The following is a 15,791-nucleotide window of genomic DNA, read 5'->3' as shown; positions in this document are numbered from 1 at the left end:
GAATCGGCTTGCAACCGTTTTCACTCTTTGCCAGATGAAAGACCTGTAGTCAAGAGCATAAAAAAGGCGTTAAATGCGCGTGCCCATTCCGGATTGTGAATGGGGGACAGGTCCCCTCCTCTGCGGGCCGGCTTCATTCCCGAGATATCTCTCATGCGTAGACAGGCGATGGCGTGGTCGATCCAGCTGGCGTTGATGGGTGTTGCTGCCTCGGCAGCGGCCCAGAGCCCCGGTTCCTCTTCGGTGCAGCAGCTCGATGCGGTCCAGGTGACCGGTTCGCGCATTCCGCGCGCACAGGTGGAAGGCCCGGCACCGATCACGGTGATCAATGCGGAGGAGATCCGCTCCAGCGGCTTCACCACGGTGCCCGACGTGCTGCGTGCGATGACCCAGAACGGCGGCGAGACGCAGAGCCAGCAGTCCTCCAGCGGCGCCGACTTCTCGCCGGGCGCACAGCAGGTCGACCTGCGCGGGCTGGGCCCGAACCACACCCTGGTGCTGGTCAACGGCCGCCGCATCGCTGATTTCCCGATGCCGTTCCAGGGCCGCAGCAACTTCACCGACGTGTCCAACATCCCGCTGGGCATGATCGACCGCATCGAAGTGCTGACCGGCAGCGCGTCGGCCATCTACGGTTCGGATGCGATCGCCGGCGTGGTCAACTTCATCCTGAAGAAGAAGGCCGACGGCACCACGGCCGACGTGCGCATGGGCACCACCAGCGAAGGCGGTGGCGAGTCGTTCGACATGAGCCTGTCCAGCGGCTTCAGCAAGGGCAATTTCAATGCGGTGTACAGCGTGGAGCTGCAGTCGCAGACGCCACTGTGGGCCTATGAGCGCGACATCCAGGATTCGACCCAGGACGGGCCGACCGAAGGCTCGCGCATCGCCCGCCGCGCCTACCTGCGCACCGACTACAACGATGACTACCTGGACCCGGGCGCGGCCACCTGCGAAGCGCTGGCCGGGCAGAACCAGGGCAGCACCTACCACGCCTTCCGCCCGCGCTATGGCTATTACTGCGGCAGCGACGCGTCGATCGGCTACGGCACCATCCTCAGCAAACGCCGCGGCGCCAACGGCTATGCCTCGCTGAGCTACGACTTCGACAACGGCCAGCAGTGGTTTGCCGACGTGCAGATGGGGCACCACACGCTGGCCCTGATGCGCGATGTCACTTCGTGGGGCCGCATGGCCGCCGACGGCGACGAGTCGGGCTACTTCAACAACGAAGCCACCGGTGAGATCGAATTCTGGCAGCGCCAGTTCTCGCCGGAGGAAATGGGCGGCCTGCGCAATGCCATGGTGCGCAGCACGCAGAAGACCTTCAGCGTGACCACCGGCTTCAAGGGCAACCTGGTCGGCAACTGGGATTACGAAGCGGCGCTGAGCCACTCACAGTACCAGTCGCGGATCAGCTGGCCGCAGATCGTCGCCGCCAAGGCCAACGACCTGTTCCTGGGCCCGCAGCTGGGCGAGGACGATGACGGCTTCCCGATCTACAACGCCGACCCGTCGCGCCTGTACACGCCGCTGACCCGCGCCGAGTACGACTCGATCGCCGCGCGCACGACCTACACGCCGAAGTCGCGCACCGAGACCGCGGCCCTGACCCTGACCAACGGTTCGCTGTTCGGCCTGCCCGGCGGCGATGTGGGCTTCGCCGCGACCGTGGAAGTGGGCCAGCAGGCCTACGCGTTGAATCCCGATCCGCTGGCGACCGAGTACTACTACTACAGCTGGAAGGATTCGGACGGCAAGGGGTCGCGCAACCGCTGGGCGACCGCCGCCGAACTGCGCCTGCCGCTGCACGACACGCTGAACCTCAGCGTGGCCGGCCGCTACGACCAGTACCGCTATTCCGGTCATACCATCGGCAAGGCGACCTGGAGCGGCGGCCTGGAGTGGCGTCCCGTGGACAGCCTGCTGGTACGCGGCTCCTACGGCACCGCCTTCCGCGCGCCCGACCTGCACTACGTGTTCGCCGGCCCGGGCAACGATGAGACCACGGCCGAAGATCTGTACAGCTGCCGTGCCGACGACGCCGATGACTGCTCCGACTACGAGCGCAACGTGATCCGCAGCCGCAGCGGCAACCGCGAGCTCGACCCGGAAACCAGCACCTCGTGGAGCGCAGGCTTCGTCTGGTCGCCGGCCGCCGGCCTCGATCTGTCGGTGGACTGGTTCGACATCGACATGCGCAAGCAGGTGCAGGACATGGACGTGCGCACGATCCTGGCCAGCGAAGCGAACTGCCGTCTGGGCGACGCCGACATCACCTCGCCGACCTGCGTGGACGCGCTGGCGCGGGTGACCCGTACCGCCGACGGCCGCCTGTACGGCGTGTACGTCAACCCGATCAACGTCGCGCGTGAGTCGACCTCGGGCATCGACGTGGGACTGCGCTACCGCCTGCAGACCGGTGCCGGTGATTTCATCTTCAACGGCACCCACACCCGGGTGAAGGAGCATGATTTCCAGCGCTACCCGGGCGACCCGACCGAAGACCAGTTCGCGGTGAACAGCGGCTTCGACATCCCGCGCACCAAGACCAGCGTCAGCGTGACCTGGGAGAAGGATGCGTGGTCGGCCACCGTGTACGGCTCGCGCCTGGGCAAGCTGCCGAACTCGGACAGCTACGACCAGGTGTTCGACCCGGACAGTGGCGACAGCCCGTACATCAAGGCCACGTACCGCTACAACGCGTCGGTGCAGTACCGCTTCGACGACCACTCGCGCCTGTCGCTGTCGGTGGCCAACGTGTTCAACAAGATGCCGCCGAAGGACGCCACGTACACGGCCTACCCTTACTACGACGTGTCCTGGTTCGACAGCGTCGGCCGCACGATCAACCTGCAGTACACCCACAAGTTCGGCGGCAGCGCGTTGTAAGCGCGGTTTCGCAGGACGTGGACGACAAGGCCCGCCATTGGCGGGCCTTGTTGTTTATGCACACCGCACGTGGAAAGCGATGGGAACTTGGTGTGGACAAGTGGGCGCGAGCATTGCGCCGCAGGCGTTTCCGGGCGTGGTGGTTTTTTGTCCAAGGCCCCGGTTGTTTTCCACACGGGACGTGGAGAGCGATGGGAACTTGATGTGGACAAGTGGGTGCGAGCGTTACGCCACAGGCGTTTCCACGCGTGGTGAAATTTTGTCCACGGCGTGGCTGCACTGATCGGCGTCGGAGCGCTTTTCCGTGGAAAGGGATCCGACCCCGCGGTTTTCCACACCGCGCGTGGAAAGCGGTGGGGGTTTGGTGTGGACAAGTGTGTGCGAACGTTGCGCGGCAGGCGTTTCGAAGCGTGGTCATTTTTTGTCCAGCGCAGAAACCGATGCCGGAAACGCGAACGCCCCGCTCGAGGCGGGGCGTCCGGGGTCGATCCGTTGCAGCGGGATCAGACGTTGAAGCGGAAGTGCAGCACGTCGCCTTCCTGCACGCGGTATTCCTTGCCTTCCAGGCGCAGGCGACCGGCTTCCTTCGCGCCGGCTTCGCCCTTGTACTTGATGAAGTCGTCGTACGCGATGGTTTCGGCGCGGATGAAGCCCTTCTCGAAGTCGGTGTGGATGACCGCCGCGGCCTGCGGGGCGGTGGCACCCTTGCGCACGGTCCACGCGCGGACTTCCTTCACGCCAGCGGTGAAGTAGGTCTGCAGGCCCAGCAGGCTGTAGGCCGCGTTGATCACGCGGTTCAGGCCCGGCTCGCTCAGGCCGAGATCGGCCAGGAAGGTGTCGCGGTCTTCGTCGTCGAGCTGGGACAGCTCTTCTTCGATCGCGGCCGACACCGGCACCACCTGCGCGCCTTCGGCGGCGGCATGGGCGCGCACGGCGTCCAGGTGCGGGTTGTTCTCGAAGCCGTCTTCCAACACGTTGGCGATGTACATCACCGGCTTCAGGGTCAGCAGGAACAGGTCACGGACCAGCGCCTTCTCTTCCTCGTCCAGGCCGACCGAGCGACCGGACTTGCCGTCGGCCAGGGCAGCCTGCAACTTGGCCAGCACCGGCTTGCGCGCGGCCGCTTCCTTGTCGCCACCCTTGGCGGCGCGCTCGGCGCGGTTCAGTGCCTTCTCGACGCTGTCCAGGTCGGCCAGGGCCAGTTCGGTATCGATGGTTTCGATGTCCGAGATCGGGTCGACCTTGTTGTTGACGTGGATGACGTCGGCGTTCTCGAAGCAGCGCACCACGTGGGTGATCGCATCGACTTCGCGGATGTGCGCCAGGAACTTGTTGCCCAGGCCTTCGCCGCTCGCTGCACCGGCCACCAGGCCGGCGATGTCGACGAACTCCACCGCGGTCGGGATGACCTTCTGCGGATTGATGATCGCCGCCAGCTCACCCAGGCGCGGGTCCGGCACCGGCACGATGCCGACGTTCGGTTCGATGGTGCAGAACGGGAAGTTCGCCGCGGCGATGCCCGCCTTGGTCAGCGCGTTGAACAGGGTCGACTTGCCGACGTTGGGCAGGCCGACGATGCCGCATTTGATACCCATGGGTGACAGCTCTCTGGGGTGAAAGTGATTGGGGAAGCAGCGAGGTGGGCGCTGCTTTTCCAATCATTCTCCGTACCGACCAACGGTCGGTACCGGACCGGTTACTTCGGGGTGTGCAGCCGCTTCATTGCTTCGTTGAAATCGCCCTGTACCGCCAGCGGCAGCACGTCGATGGCGTCGTCGATGGCGCGGGCGATCAGCACGTCGTCGTCCTTGGACGGACGGCCGAGCACCCAACCCACCACGCGGTCCTTGTGGCCGGGATGGCCGATGCCCACGCGCAGGCGATGGAACTTGCCGTGGCCGAGCAGGCGCATGGTGTCACGCAGGCCGTTCTGGCCACCGTGGCCGCCGTCGAACTTCAGCCGTACCGCGCCGGGCGGCAGGTCCAGTTCGTCGTGGGCCAGCAGGGTTTCCTCCGGCTCGATCTTCCAGAACCGCTGTGCGGCGGTGACCGACTTGCCGCTGAGGTTCATGAAGGTGGCCGGCTTCAGCAGCCACACGGTCTGCCCGGCGATCTCGACCTTGGCGGTCTCGCCGAACAGCTTGCTGTCCACATTCCAGCGTGCACCGGCTTTTTCAGCCAGGGCCTCAACGAAATGAAACCCGGCATTGTGCCGGGTCCGGGCGTGTTCCGATCCGGGATTGCCCAGACCGACGATCAGTCGCAGTCCTGCCATGGTTCCTTCCAGAACGGTGCCTGCCCGGAGGCAGGCACCGCTACGGTATTACTCGGCAGCCGGAGCTTCAGCGTCGGCAGCGTCTTCCTTGCCGTGCTTGGCGGTGACGATGGCGTCGTCGTGGTCCTTGCCCAGCGCCAGGGCCGGGATTTCCACGCCCTTCGGCAGCTTGATGTTGGACAGGTACACCACGTCGCCAGCATTCAGGGCGCCCAGGTCGACTTCGATCGACTCCGGCAGGTCCTTCGGCAGGCAGCTGATGGTGACTTCCTTCAGTTCGTGGGTGACCACGACGTCGGCAGCCTTGCCAGCCGGCGAGGTGTCTTCGTTGATGAAGTGCAGCGGAACCGAAGCGGTCAGGGCTTCGTTCTCGTTCACGCGCAGGAAGTCCAGGTGCATGATCAGCTGCTTGTACGGGTGGCGCTGCATGTCACGCAGCAGCACGCGCTCGACCTTGCCATCCAGGTTCAGGTCCAGGATGGAGGCGTAGAACCACTCGTTCTGCTGGGCCAGCCAGATTTCGTTGTGGTCCAGGCTGATGGCGACCGGCTCGGCGGTGCCGCCGTACACGATGGCCGGGATCACACCAGCGTGACGCAGGCGGCGGCTCGCACCCTTACGCTGCAGTTCACGCTTGGTGACCTTGATTTCATGGGTCTTCGACATTTTCGACTACTCAGGTTGTTGCCTTGCCTTGCGGCTCGGCGATTGAAGATGCTTCCGCGACCAGAAGCACCCGGGGGGTGTCCCTACCGTTGCCGGCAGGGACGAAAAAATCAGTCGACGTACAGCGAGCTGACCGACTCGCCGAAAGCGATGCGGCGCATCGTTTCGGCCAGCATTTCCGCCACGCTCAGCTGGCGGATCTTGTTGCACACCCGCGCTGCGTCCTTCAGCGGGATGGTGTCGGTCACCACCAGCTCGTCGAGCTGGGAATTGGTGATGTTGTCCACCGCCGGGCCCGACAGCACCGCGTGGGTGCAGTAGGCGGCGACCTTGAGCGCACCGCGCGCCTTGAGGGCAGCGGCAGCGGCGCACAGGGTGCCGGCGGTATCGACGATGTCATCGACCATGACGCAGGTCTTGCCTTCGACGTCACCGATGATGTTCATCACGGTGGAGACGTTGGCACGCGGGCGGCGTTTGTCGATGATCGCCAGGTCGGCGTCATCCAGGCGCTTGGCCACCGCACGGGCGCGGACCACGCCGCCCACGTCCGGCGAGACGACGATCAGGTTCTCGGTGCCGTAGGCGCGCCAGATGTCGGCCAGCAGCAGCGGGGACGCATACACGTTGTCCACCGGGATATCGAAGAAGCCCTGGATCTGGTCGGCGTGCAGGTCGACGGTCAGCACGCGATCAGCGCCAGCGGTGCTGAACATCTTGGCCGCCAGCTTGGCGGTGATCGGCACGCGCGAGGAACGCATGCGGCGATCCTGGCGCGAGTAGCCGAAGTACGGCACCACGGCGGTCACGCTGGCCACCGATGCGCGCTTGAGCGCGTCGATCAGGACCAGCAGTTCCATCAGGTTTTCCGCGCTCGGCGCCGAGGTCGGCTGGATCACGAAGACGTCCTGCTTGCGGACGTTTTCTTCGATCTCGACCTGCACTTCACCATCGGAGAAGTGCGAGACCAGTGCCTTGCCCGGGCGGACTCCCAGTTCCTTGCAGATGTTCTGCGCCAGACGTTTGTTGGCGTTGCCGGAAAATACCAGCAGGTTCGGGGACTCTTGCATCATGATTGTCTCGGGCGGGGACGAGTGGCGGGGATCCGGTAGCGGCAAGGACCGCTGCGGCCCCTGCTGCTTACAACACCGCGGCTGTTTCCACGTCCCGCGCAGTGATGCGCTGGATGGCGCGGACGCAGCCGCATTGGCAGGGGCGGGAGGATTCGAACCTCCGAATGCCAGGATCAAAACCTGGTGCCTTGGGCCTCTTGGCGACGCCCCTGCATTGATGAATCAGTGTTGCTCGAGTGCATCCAGCAGTGGCGAACGTGCAACGCCCGCGGCCACCCTTGCCCGCAACTCCTTCGGCAACTCCGCTCGCCCCTGCTCTGCGGCAGCCTGCGAATCGAACTCGACGAAACAACCACTTCCGGACCCGGTCAAACGTGCCTGGCCTATGCTGCTCAACGCGGCGAGCACCGCCTCGACGGCAGGCTCGCGGCGGCGCAGCACCGGCTCGAACACGTTTCCGACCAGAGCGCCGGAAGCGAAGTCGTCTATTTTCGCCTGTGGGCAGTCGCGCGTCAAATCCGGGTCAGCGAACAGCGCCGGGGTGGGGACATGAACGCCCGGCTCGGCAATCACATACCAGGCCGGCGGCAGGGCCACCGGCTGCAGGCGCTCGCCCACGCCCTCGGCCCAGGCGTTGTGGCCGCGCACGAAGACCGGCACATCGGCGCCCAGGCGCAGGCCCAGTGCAGCCAGCGCCTCCTCGTCCAGGCCGGCCTGCCAGAGCCGGTTCAGCACCACCAGCACGGTGGCCGCATCGGACGAGCCACCGCCGAAGCCGCCACCCGCCGGAACATGCTTTTCAACGACGATATCTGCACCCTGACCGATGTTGGCAGCCGATTGCAGCAACCTGGCCGCACGCACCGCCAGATCATCGGCCTCGGCAACACCGGCCAGGCCCTCGCCCTGCCGTCGCACCTGGCCATCGTCGCGCAGGCGCAGGCCGATGCGGTCGCCCCAGTCCAGCAGGCGGAACACGGTCTGCAGCTCATGGTAGCCATCGGCGCGGCGGCCGGTGATGTGCAGGAACAGGTTCAGCTTGGCCGGGGCCGGCCACCAGGACCAGCCATCGGCGTCAATCTGCGCGGTCATGGCGCGTCGGTGCCCCACTGGTCGACCAGCAGGCGCACCTTGGCGTCCTCGCGGCTGGCCTCGATGCGCCGCGGCAGGGCCGGGCTTCCTTCCTGGGCCGGATACCAGTCCAGGTACTGGATCAGCCAGCCGGCCTGCTGCATGCGCCGCGGGCGGCCTTCGGCATCGCGCTCCACGCTGCTCTCTCCGGAACCGCGCAGCACCAGGCCACGGGTCCAGTCGGACAGTTCATTGACCGGGATATCCCAGCCGGTGGCATCCAGCAGCAGCTGGCGGGCGTCATCGCCGGCGCGCGGGCCATCACCGAGCCCCTCCAGGCGTGCCCCGCCCTGTACCGAATCCCCCTGCAGGGTCCAGCTCTGGCGGGTGACAGGCGCACTCAGCTGGATGCGGTATTCGCTGCCCTGCTGGACCCAGTCGATGCGGCCGCTGCCACCATTCTTTCCCTTGCTGACCGCGACCCGGCCATGGAAGCTGTAATCAGGCTGCGCGCGCAGCGCCTGCACGCGGGCTTCCTCGGCGCGCTCGGCGGCCGGCGACACGGTATAGACCACGTCCGGAGCCGGCGTCTTCTGCGTGCCCACGCTGGTACAGGCGCTCACCGCCAGGGTCACGGCCACCAGCAGCAGCGGCCGGATCATGGAAACACTCATGGATTGAATTTCTCGCGGGCGCGCAGCAGCGCGCGGTTTTCAGGGTCGAGCTTGGCCGCTTCCTCGAAGAAGTGGCGGGCCTCGTCGTGCTTGCCGAGCACCCACAGCACCTCGCCCACGTGGGCGGCGATCTCCGGGTCGCGGGACAGCGTCCAGGCACGGCGCAGCTGCACCAGGGCTTCGTCGTTGCGGCCCAGGCGATACAGCACCCAGCCGTAGCTGTCGACGATGGCCGGGTTGTCCGGCTCGGCCACCCGCGCGCGGTCGATCAGTTCCAGAGCTTCCTGGTAGCGCTTGGTGCGGTCGGCCAGGGTGTAGCCCAGCGCGTTCAGCGCCGGCACGTTCTCCGGATCGGTCACCAGCACCTTGCGCAGGTCGGCCTCGGCGCGGGCGATGTCATCACGCCGCTCCCAGGCCAGGGCGCGGGCGTACAGCAGGCCGTTCTCGTCCGGATAGGCCGCCAGGCCACGGGCCAGCGCATCCAGTTCGCCCGGCAGGTCGTCGGCGCGCTGGCGCAGCTCGGCTTCCAGCAGGTAGGCATCGCGGCGCACGTCATCATCGACCATGGCATCGGACTGGATGGCATGCACCTCGTCCAACGCCAGCGCCTGCCGGCCGGCCAGGCCCTGCGCATTGGCCGCGCGCAGGCGCGCCTCGTTCAGTTCGTCGCCGCCCGGCACGCTGTGGTACCAGTTCACCGCCTCGGGGTAGCGCTTGAGGTACTCGGCGATCTTGCCCAGCAGCAGGCGCTGCGCCGGGTCCGGCTTGGCGGCCTGCCGCGAGAGCTCGTTGTAGAGGCCCGACAGCGCGGCGGTGTCGCCCTGTTTGGCCAGCAGCGAGGCGCGCATGCCCCAGGTCTGCACGTTCTGCGGGCCGACGGCCAGCACCCGCTCGGCGGCGGCCGGCTGGCCCAGGCTGTCATAGGCGATGGCCACGGCATTGCGCAGCTCCGGGTCCTGCCGGGTCTTCGGCTCGACCCCCTGCAGAAGCGCCAGCGCCTGCGCGGTCTGCCCGGCCTGCTGCAGTTGGCTGGCACGCAGCAGGGCCACCCGCGGCTCGTCCGGGAAGCGCTTCACCACTTCGTCGATCATGCGCCGGGCCAGCTCGGGCTTTTCCATGCGCAGGGCCAGCCGGCCGAATTCCTGCCAGGCCTCGATCTTCGGCGGAATGGCATTGGCATCGACCAGCTCGCCCAGCACCTGCGCCGGCACGGCCGGGTCGCGGCCACCGCCCATCAGGGCGGCCAGCGCGAACTTCCAGCCGCGATCGTCGGGGTCGGCCAACAGGGCCTGCAGCTCGGTGCGCGCGGCCTTCACGTTGCCCTGGCGCATCGCCAGCGCACCGGCGGCACTGCGCATGGACAGCGAGCCGGGGGCGCGCTTCTCCCACAGGGCGAGGCCCTTGGCGGCGCTGGCGTCGTCGTTGGCCAGCATGGAGATGCGGGTGGCCCGCTCGGCCAGCCCGGCATCGCCGGCGGTCTGCTCGGCCGCCTGCAGGTACCAGTGCGCGGCGTCCGCCAGCTTGCCGGCCTGCAGGGCGAATTCACCGGCCATCACCGGTTCCAGGGCCAGTTCCTCGCTGGCCGGGCCCCGTGCGGGGGCCTTGGCCGGCGCCGCCGCCAGCACCTGGCTGAAGGCCAGGGACAGCAGCAGAACACTGGGGATGCGAATCAATGCGGGCATCGTCGGCATCGGGGCCTTAAAATGTCGTCCAATGGCCAGCAGCTTATCGCAAGCAACTGAACAATGACCCTGTGGGTGCTCGGACTGAATCACCAGACCGCACCGGTAGAACTGCGCGAACGCGCGGCCTTCGCCGGTGACGCGCTGCCGCGCGCGCTCGGTTCGCTGCGCGATACCCCGCAGATCGCCGAGGCGGTCCTGCTTTCCACCTGCAACCGTACCGAGCTGTACGCGGTGGCCGATTCGCCGCAGGCGCTGGACCAGTGGCTGCACAGCCAGGCCGGCGACCTGCAGGGCTACCTGTACCAGCATGCCGACGCCGATGCGGTGCGCCATCTGTTCCGGGTCGCCACCGGCCTGGATTCAATGGTGCTGGGCGAGCCGCAGATCCTGGGCCAGGTGAAGGATGCCTGGTCCACCGCGCGCGATCACGGCCTGCTCGGGCAACGCCTGGACCGGCTGTTCCAGCAGACCTTCTCGGTGGCCAAGCGTGCGCGCACCGATACCCAGGTCGGCGCCAATCCAGTCTCGGTCGCCTCGGCCGCGGTGCGCTTGGCGCAGAACGCGTTCGCCCGCCTGGATGATTCCACGGTGCTGCTGGTCGGTGCCGGCGAGACCATCGAGCTGGCTGCACGGCACCTGAGCGAAGGCAAGGTGCGCCGCCTGCTGATTGCCAACCGTACCCTGGCCCATGCGCAGGAACTGGCCACCCGCCACGGCGGCGTGGCGCTGCCGCTGACCGAGCTGGAACGCCATCTGGCCGAGGCCGACGTGGTGTTCTCGGCCACCGCCGCGCGCGAACCGGTCATCCACCGCGAGATGGTGGCCAAGGCCCTGCGCGCGCGCCGGCACAAGCCGATGCTGCTGTTCGACCTGGCCGTGCCGCGCGACATCGAGGCCGAGGTCGGCACGCTCAACGATGCCTTCCTGTACACCGTCGATGACCTTGAGCGCGCGGTGGAAGACAACCGCCGCGGCCGTCGCGAGGCGGCCGCCGAGGCAGAGGCGATCATCGACCTGCAGGTCTCGCGCTTCGTCGAAACTCTGCAGGCCAGTGCCCACCAGGCGCCCCTGCGGCAGCTGCGCGCCTTCGGCGAGGCCACCCGCGCCGAGCTGCTGGAGCGTGCGCGGCAGCAGCTGGCCAATGGCAAGCCCGCCGACGAAGTGCTGGAACTGCTGGCCCATGGCCTGACCAACCGCCTGCTGCACCCGCCGACCGCCGCCCTGCGCGCGGCCGCGCTCAGTGGCGACGCCGACCTGACCCGCGCCGCCGAGCGCCTGTTCCCGGCCACGCCGGGCTACCGCCACCCACCCGTGAGACCCGATGACGCCGACCCTGCGCCGTAAGCTGGAAGCGCTGGCCGAGCGCCGCGAAGAACTGGAACGCCTGCTCGCCGAACCCGACGTGGTCGCCGACAACAACCGTTTCCGCGATCTTTCGCGCGAATTCGCCCAACTTGAACCGGTCGCCACTGCCTTGGCCGACGAAGCCCGTGCCAAGGCGGACCTCGCCGCCGCCGAAGGCATGCGCGCCGACCCCGACCTGCGCGAGCTGGCCGACGAGGAGATCGCTGCCGCCCAGGCCCGCCTGCAGGAGCTGGAACAGGAACTGGCCCTGCTGCTGGTACCGCGCGACCCGCGCGACGAGGGCAACCTGTTCCTGGAAGTGCGTGCCGGTACCGGCGGCGACGAAGCGGCGATCTTCGCCGGCGACCTGTTCCGCATGTACGCCCGCTATGCCGAGCGCCAGGGCTGGAAGGTCGAGATCGAATCGGACAGCCCCGGCGAACACGGCGGCTACAAGGAAGTGGTGGCACGCGTGGTCGGCCGCGGCGCGTTCTCGCGCCTGAAGTTCGAATCGGGCACGCACCGCGTGCAGCGCGTGCCGGCCACCGAATCGCAGGGCCGCATCCACACCTCGGCGGCGACCGTGGCGATCATTCCCGAAGCCGACGAGGTCGATGACATCGTCATCAACCCGGCCGACCTCAGGGTGGATACCTACCGCTCGTCCGGCGCCGGCGGCCAGCACGTCAACAAGACCGAATCGGCCATCCGCATTACCCACGTGCCGACCGGCGTCGTGGTGGAATGCCAGACCGAGCGCAGCCAGCACGCGAACCGCGACAAGGCGATGAAGCGGCTGAAGGCGCAGCTGCTGGATGCCGAGCGCCAGCGCCAGGACGCGGCGCAGGCCGAATCGCGGCGCCTGCAGGTGGGCAGCGGCGACCGCAGCCAGCGGATCCGCACCTACAACTTCCCGCAGGGCCGGATCACCGACCATCGCGTGGAAGGGCTGACCCTGTACGACCTGCCCAACGTCCTGTCCGGCGACCTCGACGCCCTGCTGCAGCGCCTGAGCCACGAGCACCAGGTCGACGCGCTGGCCCAGCTGTCGGCGGGCTGAGCCGATGTCGGCCTGGCAGCAACGACAGCAACTGCAGCAGGCGCTGGCACGCCAGCCCGGTGATTTCATCGCCTGGGTGATGCTGGCCGATGTTGAACTGGAAGCCGGTGACATCGCAGCCGGCGAACAGGCGGCGCGGCGCGCCCTGCAGCTGCGGCCGAACCATCCCGAAGCCCTGGCCCGGCTTGGCCGGGTGGCGTGGATGGTCGGCGCCCACGCCGATGCGGCACAGCTGCTCGGCCAGGCCTCCGCGCTGGCACCGGAACACCCGGGCATCGCCCTGTGGCTGGGCCACGCGCTGGAAGATGCCGACGATGCCGAAGGTGCCGAAGGTGCCGCCGAAGCCTATCGCCGCGCGCACACGCTGCTGCCCGGCGAACCGTATATCGCCGCGCAGCGCCTGGCCTGGCAGCGCCGCCTGTGCGACTGGCAGGACGTGGACGCGCTGGCCGCACAGGTGCGTGCCGCCGTTGCTGCTGGCCAGGGCGTGGTCGAGCCGTTCGCCTTCCTCAGCGAGGACGCCAGCGCCGCCGAGCAACTGGGCTGCGCCCGCATGCGTGCCGCTGCGGTGGCCGCGGCCGTGCGCCCGCTGCCGGCGGTGCCGGTGCGTGCACGTGGCCCGCTGCGCATCGGCTTCCTTTCCAATGGATTCGGTGCGCACCCCACCGGGCTGCTGACCGTGGCCCTGCTGGAGCAGCTGCAGGCCGACCCGGCACTGCAGCTGCACCTGTTTGCGCTGAACCGCGATGACGGCAGCCGCATCCGTGAGCGCCTGCAGACCGCGGCGCGCCTGCACGACGTGGCCGGCCAACGCCATGCCGAGACCGCTGCACGGATCCGCGCGCAGGGCATCGACCTACTGTTCGACCTGCGTGGCTGGGGCGGTGGCGGCGCGCCCGAGGTGCTGGCCATGCGCCCTGCCCCGCTGCAGCTGAACTGGCTGGCCTACCCCGGCACATCCGGCGCACCGTGGCTGGATGCGGTGGTCGGCGATGCCTTCGCCCTGCCGCCGGCACTGGAACCGCATTACAGCGAACGCGTGCTGCGCCTGCCGCGCGCCTTCCAGCCGTCCGACAACACCCGCGTGCTGGAACCTGCACCGACCCGCGCCGACTGCGGCCTGCCTGCGCAGGGCGTGGTGTTCTGCTGCTTCAACAACACCTACAAGCTCAACCCGCGCAGCATGGCCCGCGCCTTCGCGGTGCTGCAGGCGGTGCCGGGCAGCGTGCTGTGGCTGCTGTCCGGCCCGGGCGAGGCCGATGCACGCCTGCGTGCGTCGGCACAGGCGGCCGGCGTGGATCCGGCAAGGCTGGTGTTCATGGCCAAGCTGCCGCACCCGCAGTACCTCGCCCGCTATGCGCTGGCCGACCTGTTCCTGGACACACACCCTTACAACGCCCACACCACCGCCTCCGATGCGCTGTGGGCCGGCTGCCCGGTGCTGACCTGCCCCGGCGACACCTTCGCCGCGCGCGTGGCCGGCAGCCTCAACCATCACCTCGGCCTGCCGCACATGAACGTAGCCGACGATGCCGCCTTCATCGCCACCGCCAGCGCCCTGGGCAACGACCCGACGGCCCTGGCCGCGCTGCGCACCGAGCTGGCACAGGCGCGCGGGCGCAGCGGCGTGTTCGACATGGCCGGTTTCGCCGCAGATCTGTCGGCCCTGCTGCAGGCATTGGCGCGCGAACACGGCTGGGTAGACGCAGCCGGGTAGCGTCGACACCGCCTCGGCAACCACTGCGCTACGCTCGGGCTTCCTTCCAGCGTGGTGCAACGATGGGCAAGCTCAAGCGCAAGGAGTACGACGAACTGCTGCAGCCGCTGCAGCTGGAGCTGACCGCGATGGCGCGCTGGGTGCAGCACAGCGGGCAACGCCTGCTGGTGCTGTTCGAGGGCCGCGATACCGCCGGCAAGGGCGGCGCGATCCAGGCCATCAGCCAGCATCTCAACCCGCGCCAATGCCGGGTGGTGGCGTTGCCGAAGCCGACCGACCGCGAATCGACGCAGTGGTATTTCCAGCGCTACGCCAGCCACCTGCCGGCGGCGGGCGAGATCGTGCTGATGGACCGCAGCTGGTACAACCGCGCCGGCGTGGAACGGGTGATGGGCTACTGCAGCGAGACCGAGTACCAGCAGTTCCTGCACCAGGCACCGGTGTTCGAGCAGCTGCTGGTGGATGACGGCATCCTGCTGTTCAAGTACTGGCTGTGCGTGGATCAGGCGCAGCAGGAAAAGCGCTTCGAGGAGCGCCACAGCGATCCGCTGAAGGGCTGGAAGCTGTCGCCGGTGGATCTGAAGTCACGCAGCAAGTACAGCGCCTACACCGAGGCACGCGAGGCGATGCTGCGGGCCACGCATCGCGATGCGGCGCCGTGGACGCTGGTGGATTTCAACGACCAGCGGCTGGGGCGGTTGTCGCTGGTGCGCAATCTGCTGGACCGGCTGCCGGATACGCGGGTGGATGAACCGGTGCTGGATCTGCCGAAGTTGAAGGGCAAGCTGCATGTGGAGCACTACGACGTGCTGCGGCCGATCGAGGATTTCCCGGTCAAGGATTAGGGGTGGTTCGGCAGGGCTGCGCCCTGCACCTGCGGTAGTGCCGGCCGCTTGCCGGCAACCTCAAGATCAGGAGCGGCATTCCGTGGGATGGCGGGGCGCTGTGGGTGTGCGGGGACGCCGTGAACCCATCCATGGGGGGCTTGGTCGCCGCATCCATGCGGCTCACACCCCGCAAACCCACAGTGCCCCGCCTTCGACAGGTTCACGCGGCTGTGGGCAACGGCTGCTGCTGGTGGGTGTCGACCTTGGTCGACACATCTGTCGGATATCGAATGAATTCATCCACGCATGGCGTGGATCTACTGTGTCGACCAAGGTCGACACCTACCGGAGCAGATCTCCGTTCCGACAGACCCCGTGCCGACCAACGGTCGGCACCCACCATCAGCAGCGGGAAACTGTCGAAGGCGGGGTGGGTCAGGTTGAGGGGGTGTGAGCGGCATGGATGCCGCGACCAAGCCCCCATGGACGGGTTTGCGGCGTCCCCCC

At 67.8% G+C, this 15,791-nt stretch carries 12 protein-coding genes and 1 tRNA gene; 5 read left to right on the top strand and 8 right to left on the bottom strand.

The genetic code is table 11. The features are described 5' to 3' along the window. The first annotated feature begins 153 nt into the window (after positions 1-153). Positions 154-2,892 (top strand): TonB-dependent receptor, encoded by a 2,739-nt coding sequence (locus tag DCO49_RS09820; protein WP_116863889.1) that lies wholly within the window; start codon positions 154-156, stop codon positions 2,890-2,892. A 503-nt stretch (positions 2,893-3,395) separates the two neighbouring features. Here the strand turns inward: DCO49_RS09820 and ychF are convergent. The 8 genes from ychF to DCO49_RS09780 all read right to left on the bottom strand — a co-directional run bounded on the left by ychF (position 3,396) and on the right by DCO49_RS09780 (position 10,333). Next, a complete protein-coding gene (gene ychF, locus DCO49_RS09815) occupies positions 3,396-4,487 on the bottom strand; it encodes a redox-regulated ATPase YchF (protein ID WP_079220741.1) in 1,092 nt (363 codons plus the stop codon). Between the two features lie 101 nt (positions 4,488-4,588). Beyond that, positions 4,589-5,167, bottom strand: a complete 579-nt coding sequence (gene pth / locus DCO49_RS09810) for an aminoacyl-tRNA hydrolase (protein WP_079220740.1) — start codon at positions 5,165-5,167, stop codon at positions 4,589-4,591. 48 nt (positions 5,168-5,215) lie between these two features. Then, positions 5,216-5,833, bottom strand: coding sequence for a 50S ribosomal protein L25/general stress protein Ctc (locus DCO49_RS09805; protein WP_108767841.1), 618 nt, complete (start codon positions 5,831-5,833; stop codon positions 5,216-5,218). 110 nt (positions 5,834-5,943) lie between these two features. Then, a complete protein-coding gene (locus tag DCO49_RS09800; protein ID WP_116863896.1) occupies positions 5,944-6,903 on the bottom strand; it encodes a ribose-phosphate diphosphokinase in 960 nt (319 codons plus the stop codon). A 137-nt stretch (positions 6,904-7,040) separates the two neighbouring features. After that, positions 7,041-7,117, bottom strand: a tRNA-Gln gene (locus tag DCO49_RS09795). Between the two features lie 11 nt (positions 7,118-7,128). Next, positions 7,129-7,998, bottom strand: a complete 870-nt coding sequence (gene ispE, locus DCO49_RS09790; RefSeq protein WP_116863888.1) for a 4-(cytidine 5'-diphospho)-2-C-methyl-D-erythritol kinase — start codon at positions 7,996-7,998, stop codon at positions 7,129-7,131. Then, complete coding sequence (gene lolB / locus DCO49_RS09785; RefSeq protein WP_116863887.1) at positions 7,995-8,651, bottom strand: lipoprotein insertase outer membrane protein LolB; 657 nt, start codon at positions 8,649-8,651, stop codon at positions 7,995-7,997. The genes ispE and lolB overlap by 4 nt, the downstream gene beginning before the upstream one ends. Beyond that, entirely contained in the window at positions 8,648-10,333 is a 1,686-nt protein-coding gene (locus tag DCO49_RS09780) for a tetratricopeptide repeat protein (protein WP_207776478.1), read from the bottom strand. The genes lolB and DCO49_RS09780 overlap by 4 nt, the downstream gene beginning before the upstream one ends. A 63-nt stretch (positions 10,334-10,396) precedes the next feature. On the opposite strand from DCO49_RS09780, the gene hemA reads away from it, so the two are divergent. The 4 genes from hemA (at position 10,397) to ppk2 (ending at position 15,302) form a co-directional block, all read left to right on the top strand. Continuing rightward, positions 10,397-11,680: a glutamyl-tRNA reductase gene (hemA, locus tag DCO49_RS09775; RefSeq protein WP_108767837.1), complete on the top strand. Its 1,284-nt coding sequence runs from the start codon at positions 10,397-10,399 to the stop codon at positions 11,678-11,680. Further along, a complete protein-coding gene (gene prfA / locus DCO49_RS09770) occupies positions 11,658-12,740 on the top strand; it encodes a peptide chain release factor 1 (RefSeq protein ID WP_108767836.1) in 1,083 nt (360 codons plus the stop codon). The genes hemA and prfA overlap by 23 nt, the downstream gene beginning before the upstream one ends. Before the next feature lie 4 nt (positions 12,741-12,744). After that, the gene (locus DCO49_RS09765; RefSeq protein WP_116863885.1) at positions 12,745-14,457 is read left to right on the top strand and encodes a tetratricopeptide repeat protein; all 1,713 of its coding nucleotides are present in this window, start codon (positions 12,745-12,747) and stop codon (positions 14,455-14,457) included. A gap of 62 nt (positions 14,458-14,519) precedes the next feature. Further along, a complete protein-coding gene (ppk2, locus tag DCO49_RS09760; RefSeq protein WP_116863884.1) occupies positions 14,520-15,302 on the top strand; it encodes a polyphosphate kinase 2 in 783 nt (260 codons plus the stop codon). The last annotated feature ends 489 nt before the right edge of the window (positions 15,303-15,791 follow it).

This window comes from Stenotrophomonas sp. SPM, assembly GCF_003105135.1.
In the GTDB taxonomy this organism is placed as follows: Bacteria; Pseudomonadota; Gammaproteobacteria; order Xanthomonadales; family Xanthomonadaceae; genus Stenotrophomonas.
The sequence above is the reverse complement of the archived record's forward strand: the minus strand, read 5'-3'. Positions and strand labels throughout refer to the sequence as shown.

What these genes read in the sequence shown, in the direction of transcription:
- ychF (WP_079220741.1), bottom strand. Translation starts at nt 4,487, where the DNA reads ATGGGTATCAAATGCGGCATCGTCGGCCTGCCCAACGTCGGCAAGTCG.
- hemA (WP_108767837.1), top strand. Translation starts at nt 10,397, where the DNA reads ATGACCCTGTGGGTGCTCGGACTGAATCACCAGACCGCACCGGTAGAA.
- DCO49_RS09820 (WP_116863889.1), top strand. Translation starts at nt 154, where the DNA reads ATGCGTAGACAGGCGATGGCGTGGTCGATCCAGCTGGCGTTGATGGGT.
- prfA (WP_108767836.1), top strand. Translation starts at nt 11,658, where the DNA reads ATGACGCCGACCCTGCGCCGTAAGCTGGAAGCGCTGGCCGAGCGCCGC.
- DCO49_RS09800 (WP_116863896.1), bottom strand. Translation starts at nt 6,903, where the DNA reads ATGCAAGAGTCCCCGAACCTGCTGGTATTTTCCGGCAACGCCAACAAA.
- DCO49_RS09765 (WP_116863885.1), top strand. Translation starts at nt 12,745, where the DNA reads ATGTCGGCCTGGCAGCAACGACAGCAACTGCAGCAGGCGCTGGCACGC.
- pth (WP_079220740.1), bottom strand. Translation starts at nt 5,167, where the DNA reads ATGGCAGGACTGCGACTGATCGTCGGTCTGGGCAATCCCGGATCGGAA.
- ppk2 (WP_116863884.1), top strand. Translation starts at nt 14,520, where the DNA reads ATGGGCAAGCTCAAGCGCAAGGAGTACGACGAACTGCTGCAGCCGCTG.
- DCO49_RS09805 (WP_108767841.1), bottom strand. Translation starts at nt 5,833, where the DNA reads ATGTCGAAGACCCATGAAATCAAGGTCACCAAGCGTGAACTGCAGCGT.
- ispE (WP_116863888.1), bottom strand. Translation starts at nt 7,998, where the DNA reads ATGACCGCGCAGATTGACGCCGATGGCTGGTCCTGGTGGCCGGCCCCG.
- lolB (WP_116863887.1), bottom strand. Translation starts at nt 8,651, where the DNA reads ATGAGTGTTTCCATGATCCGGCCGCTGCTGCTGGTGGCCGTGACCCTG.
- DCO49_RS09780 (WP_207776478.1), bottom strand. Translation starts at nt 10,333, where the DNA reads ATGCCCGCATTGATTCGCATCCCCAGTGTTCTGCTGCTGTCCCTGGCC.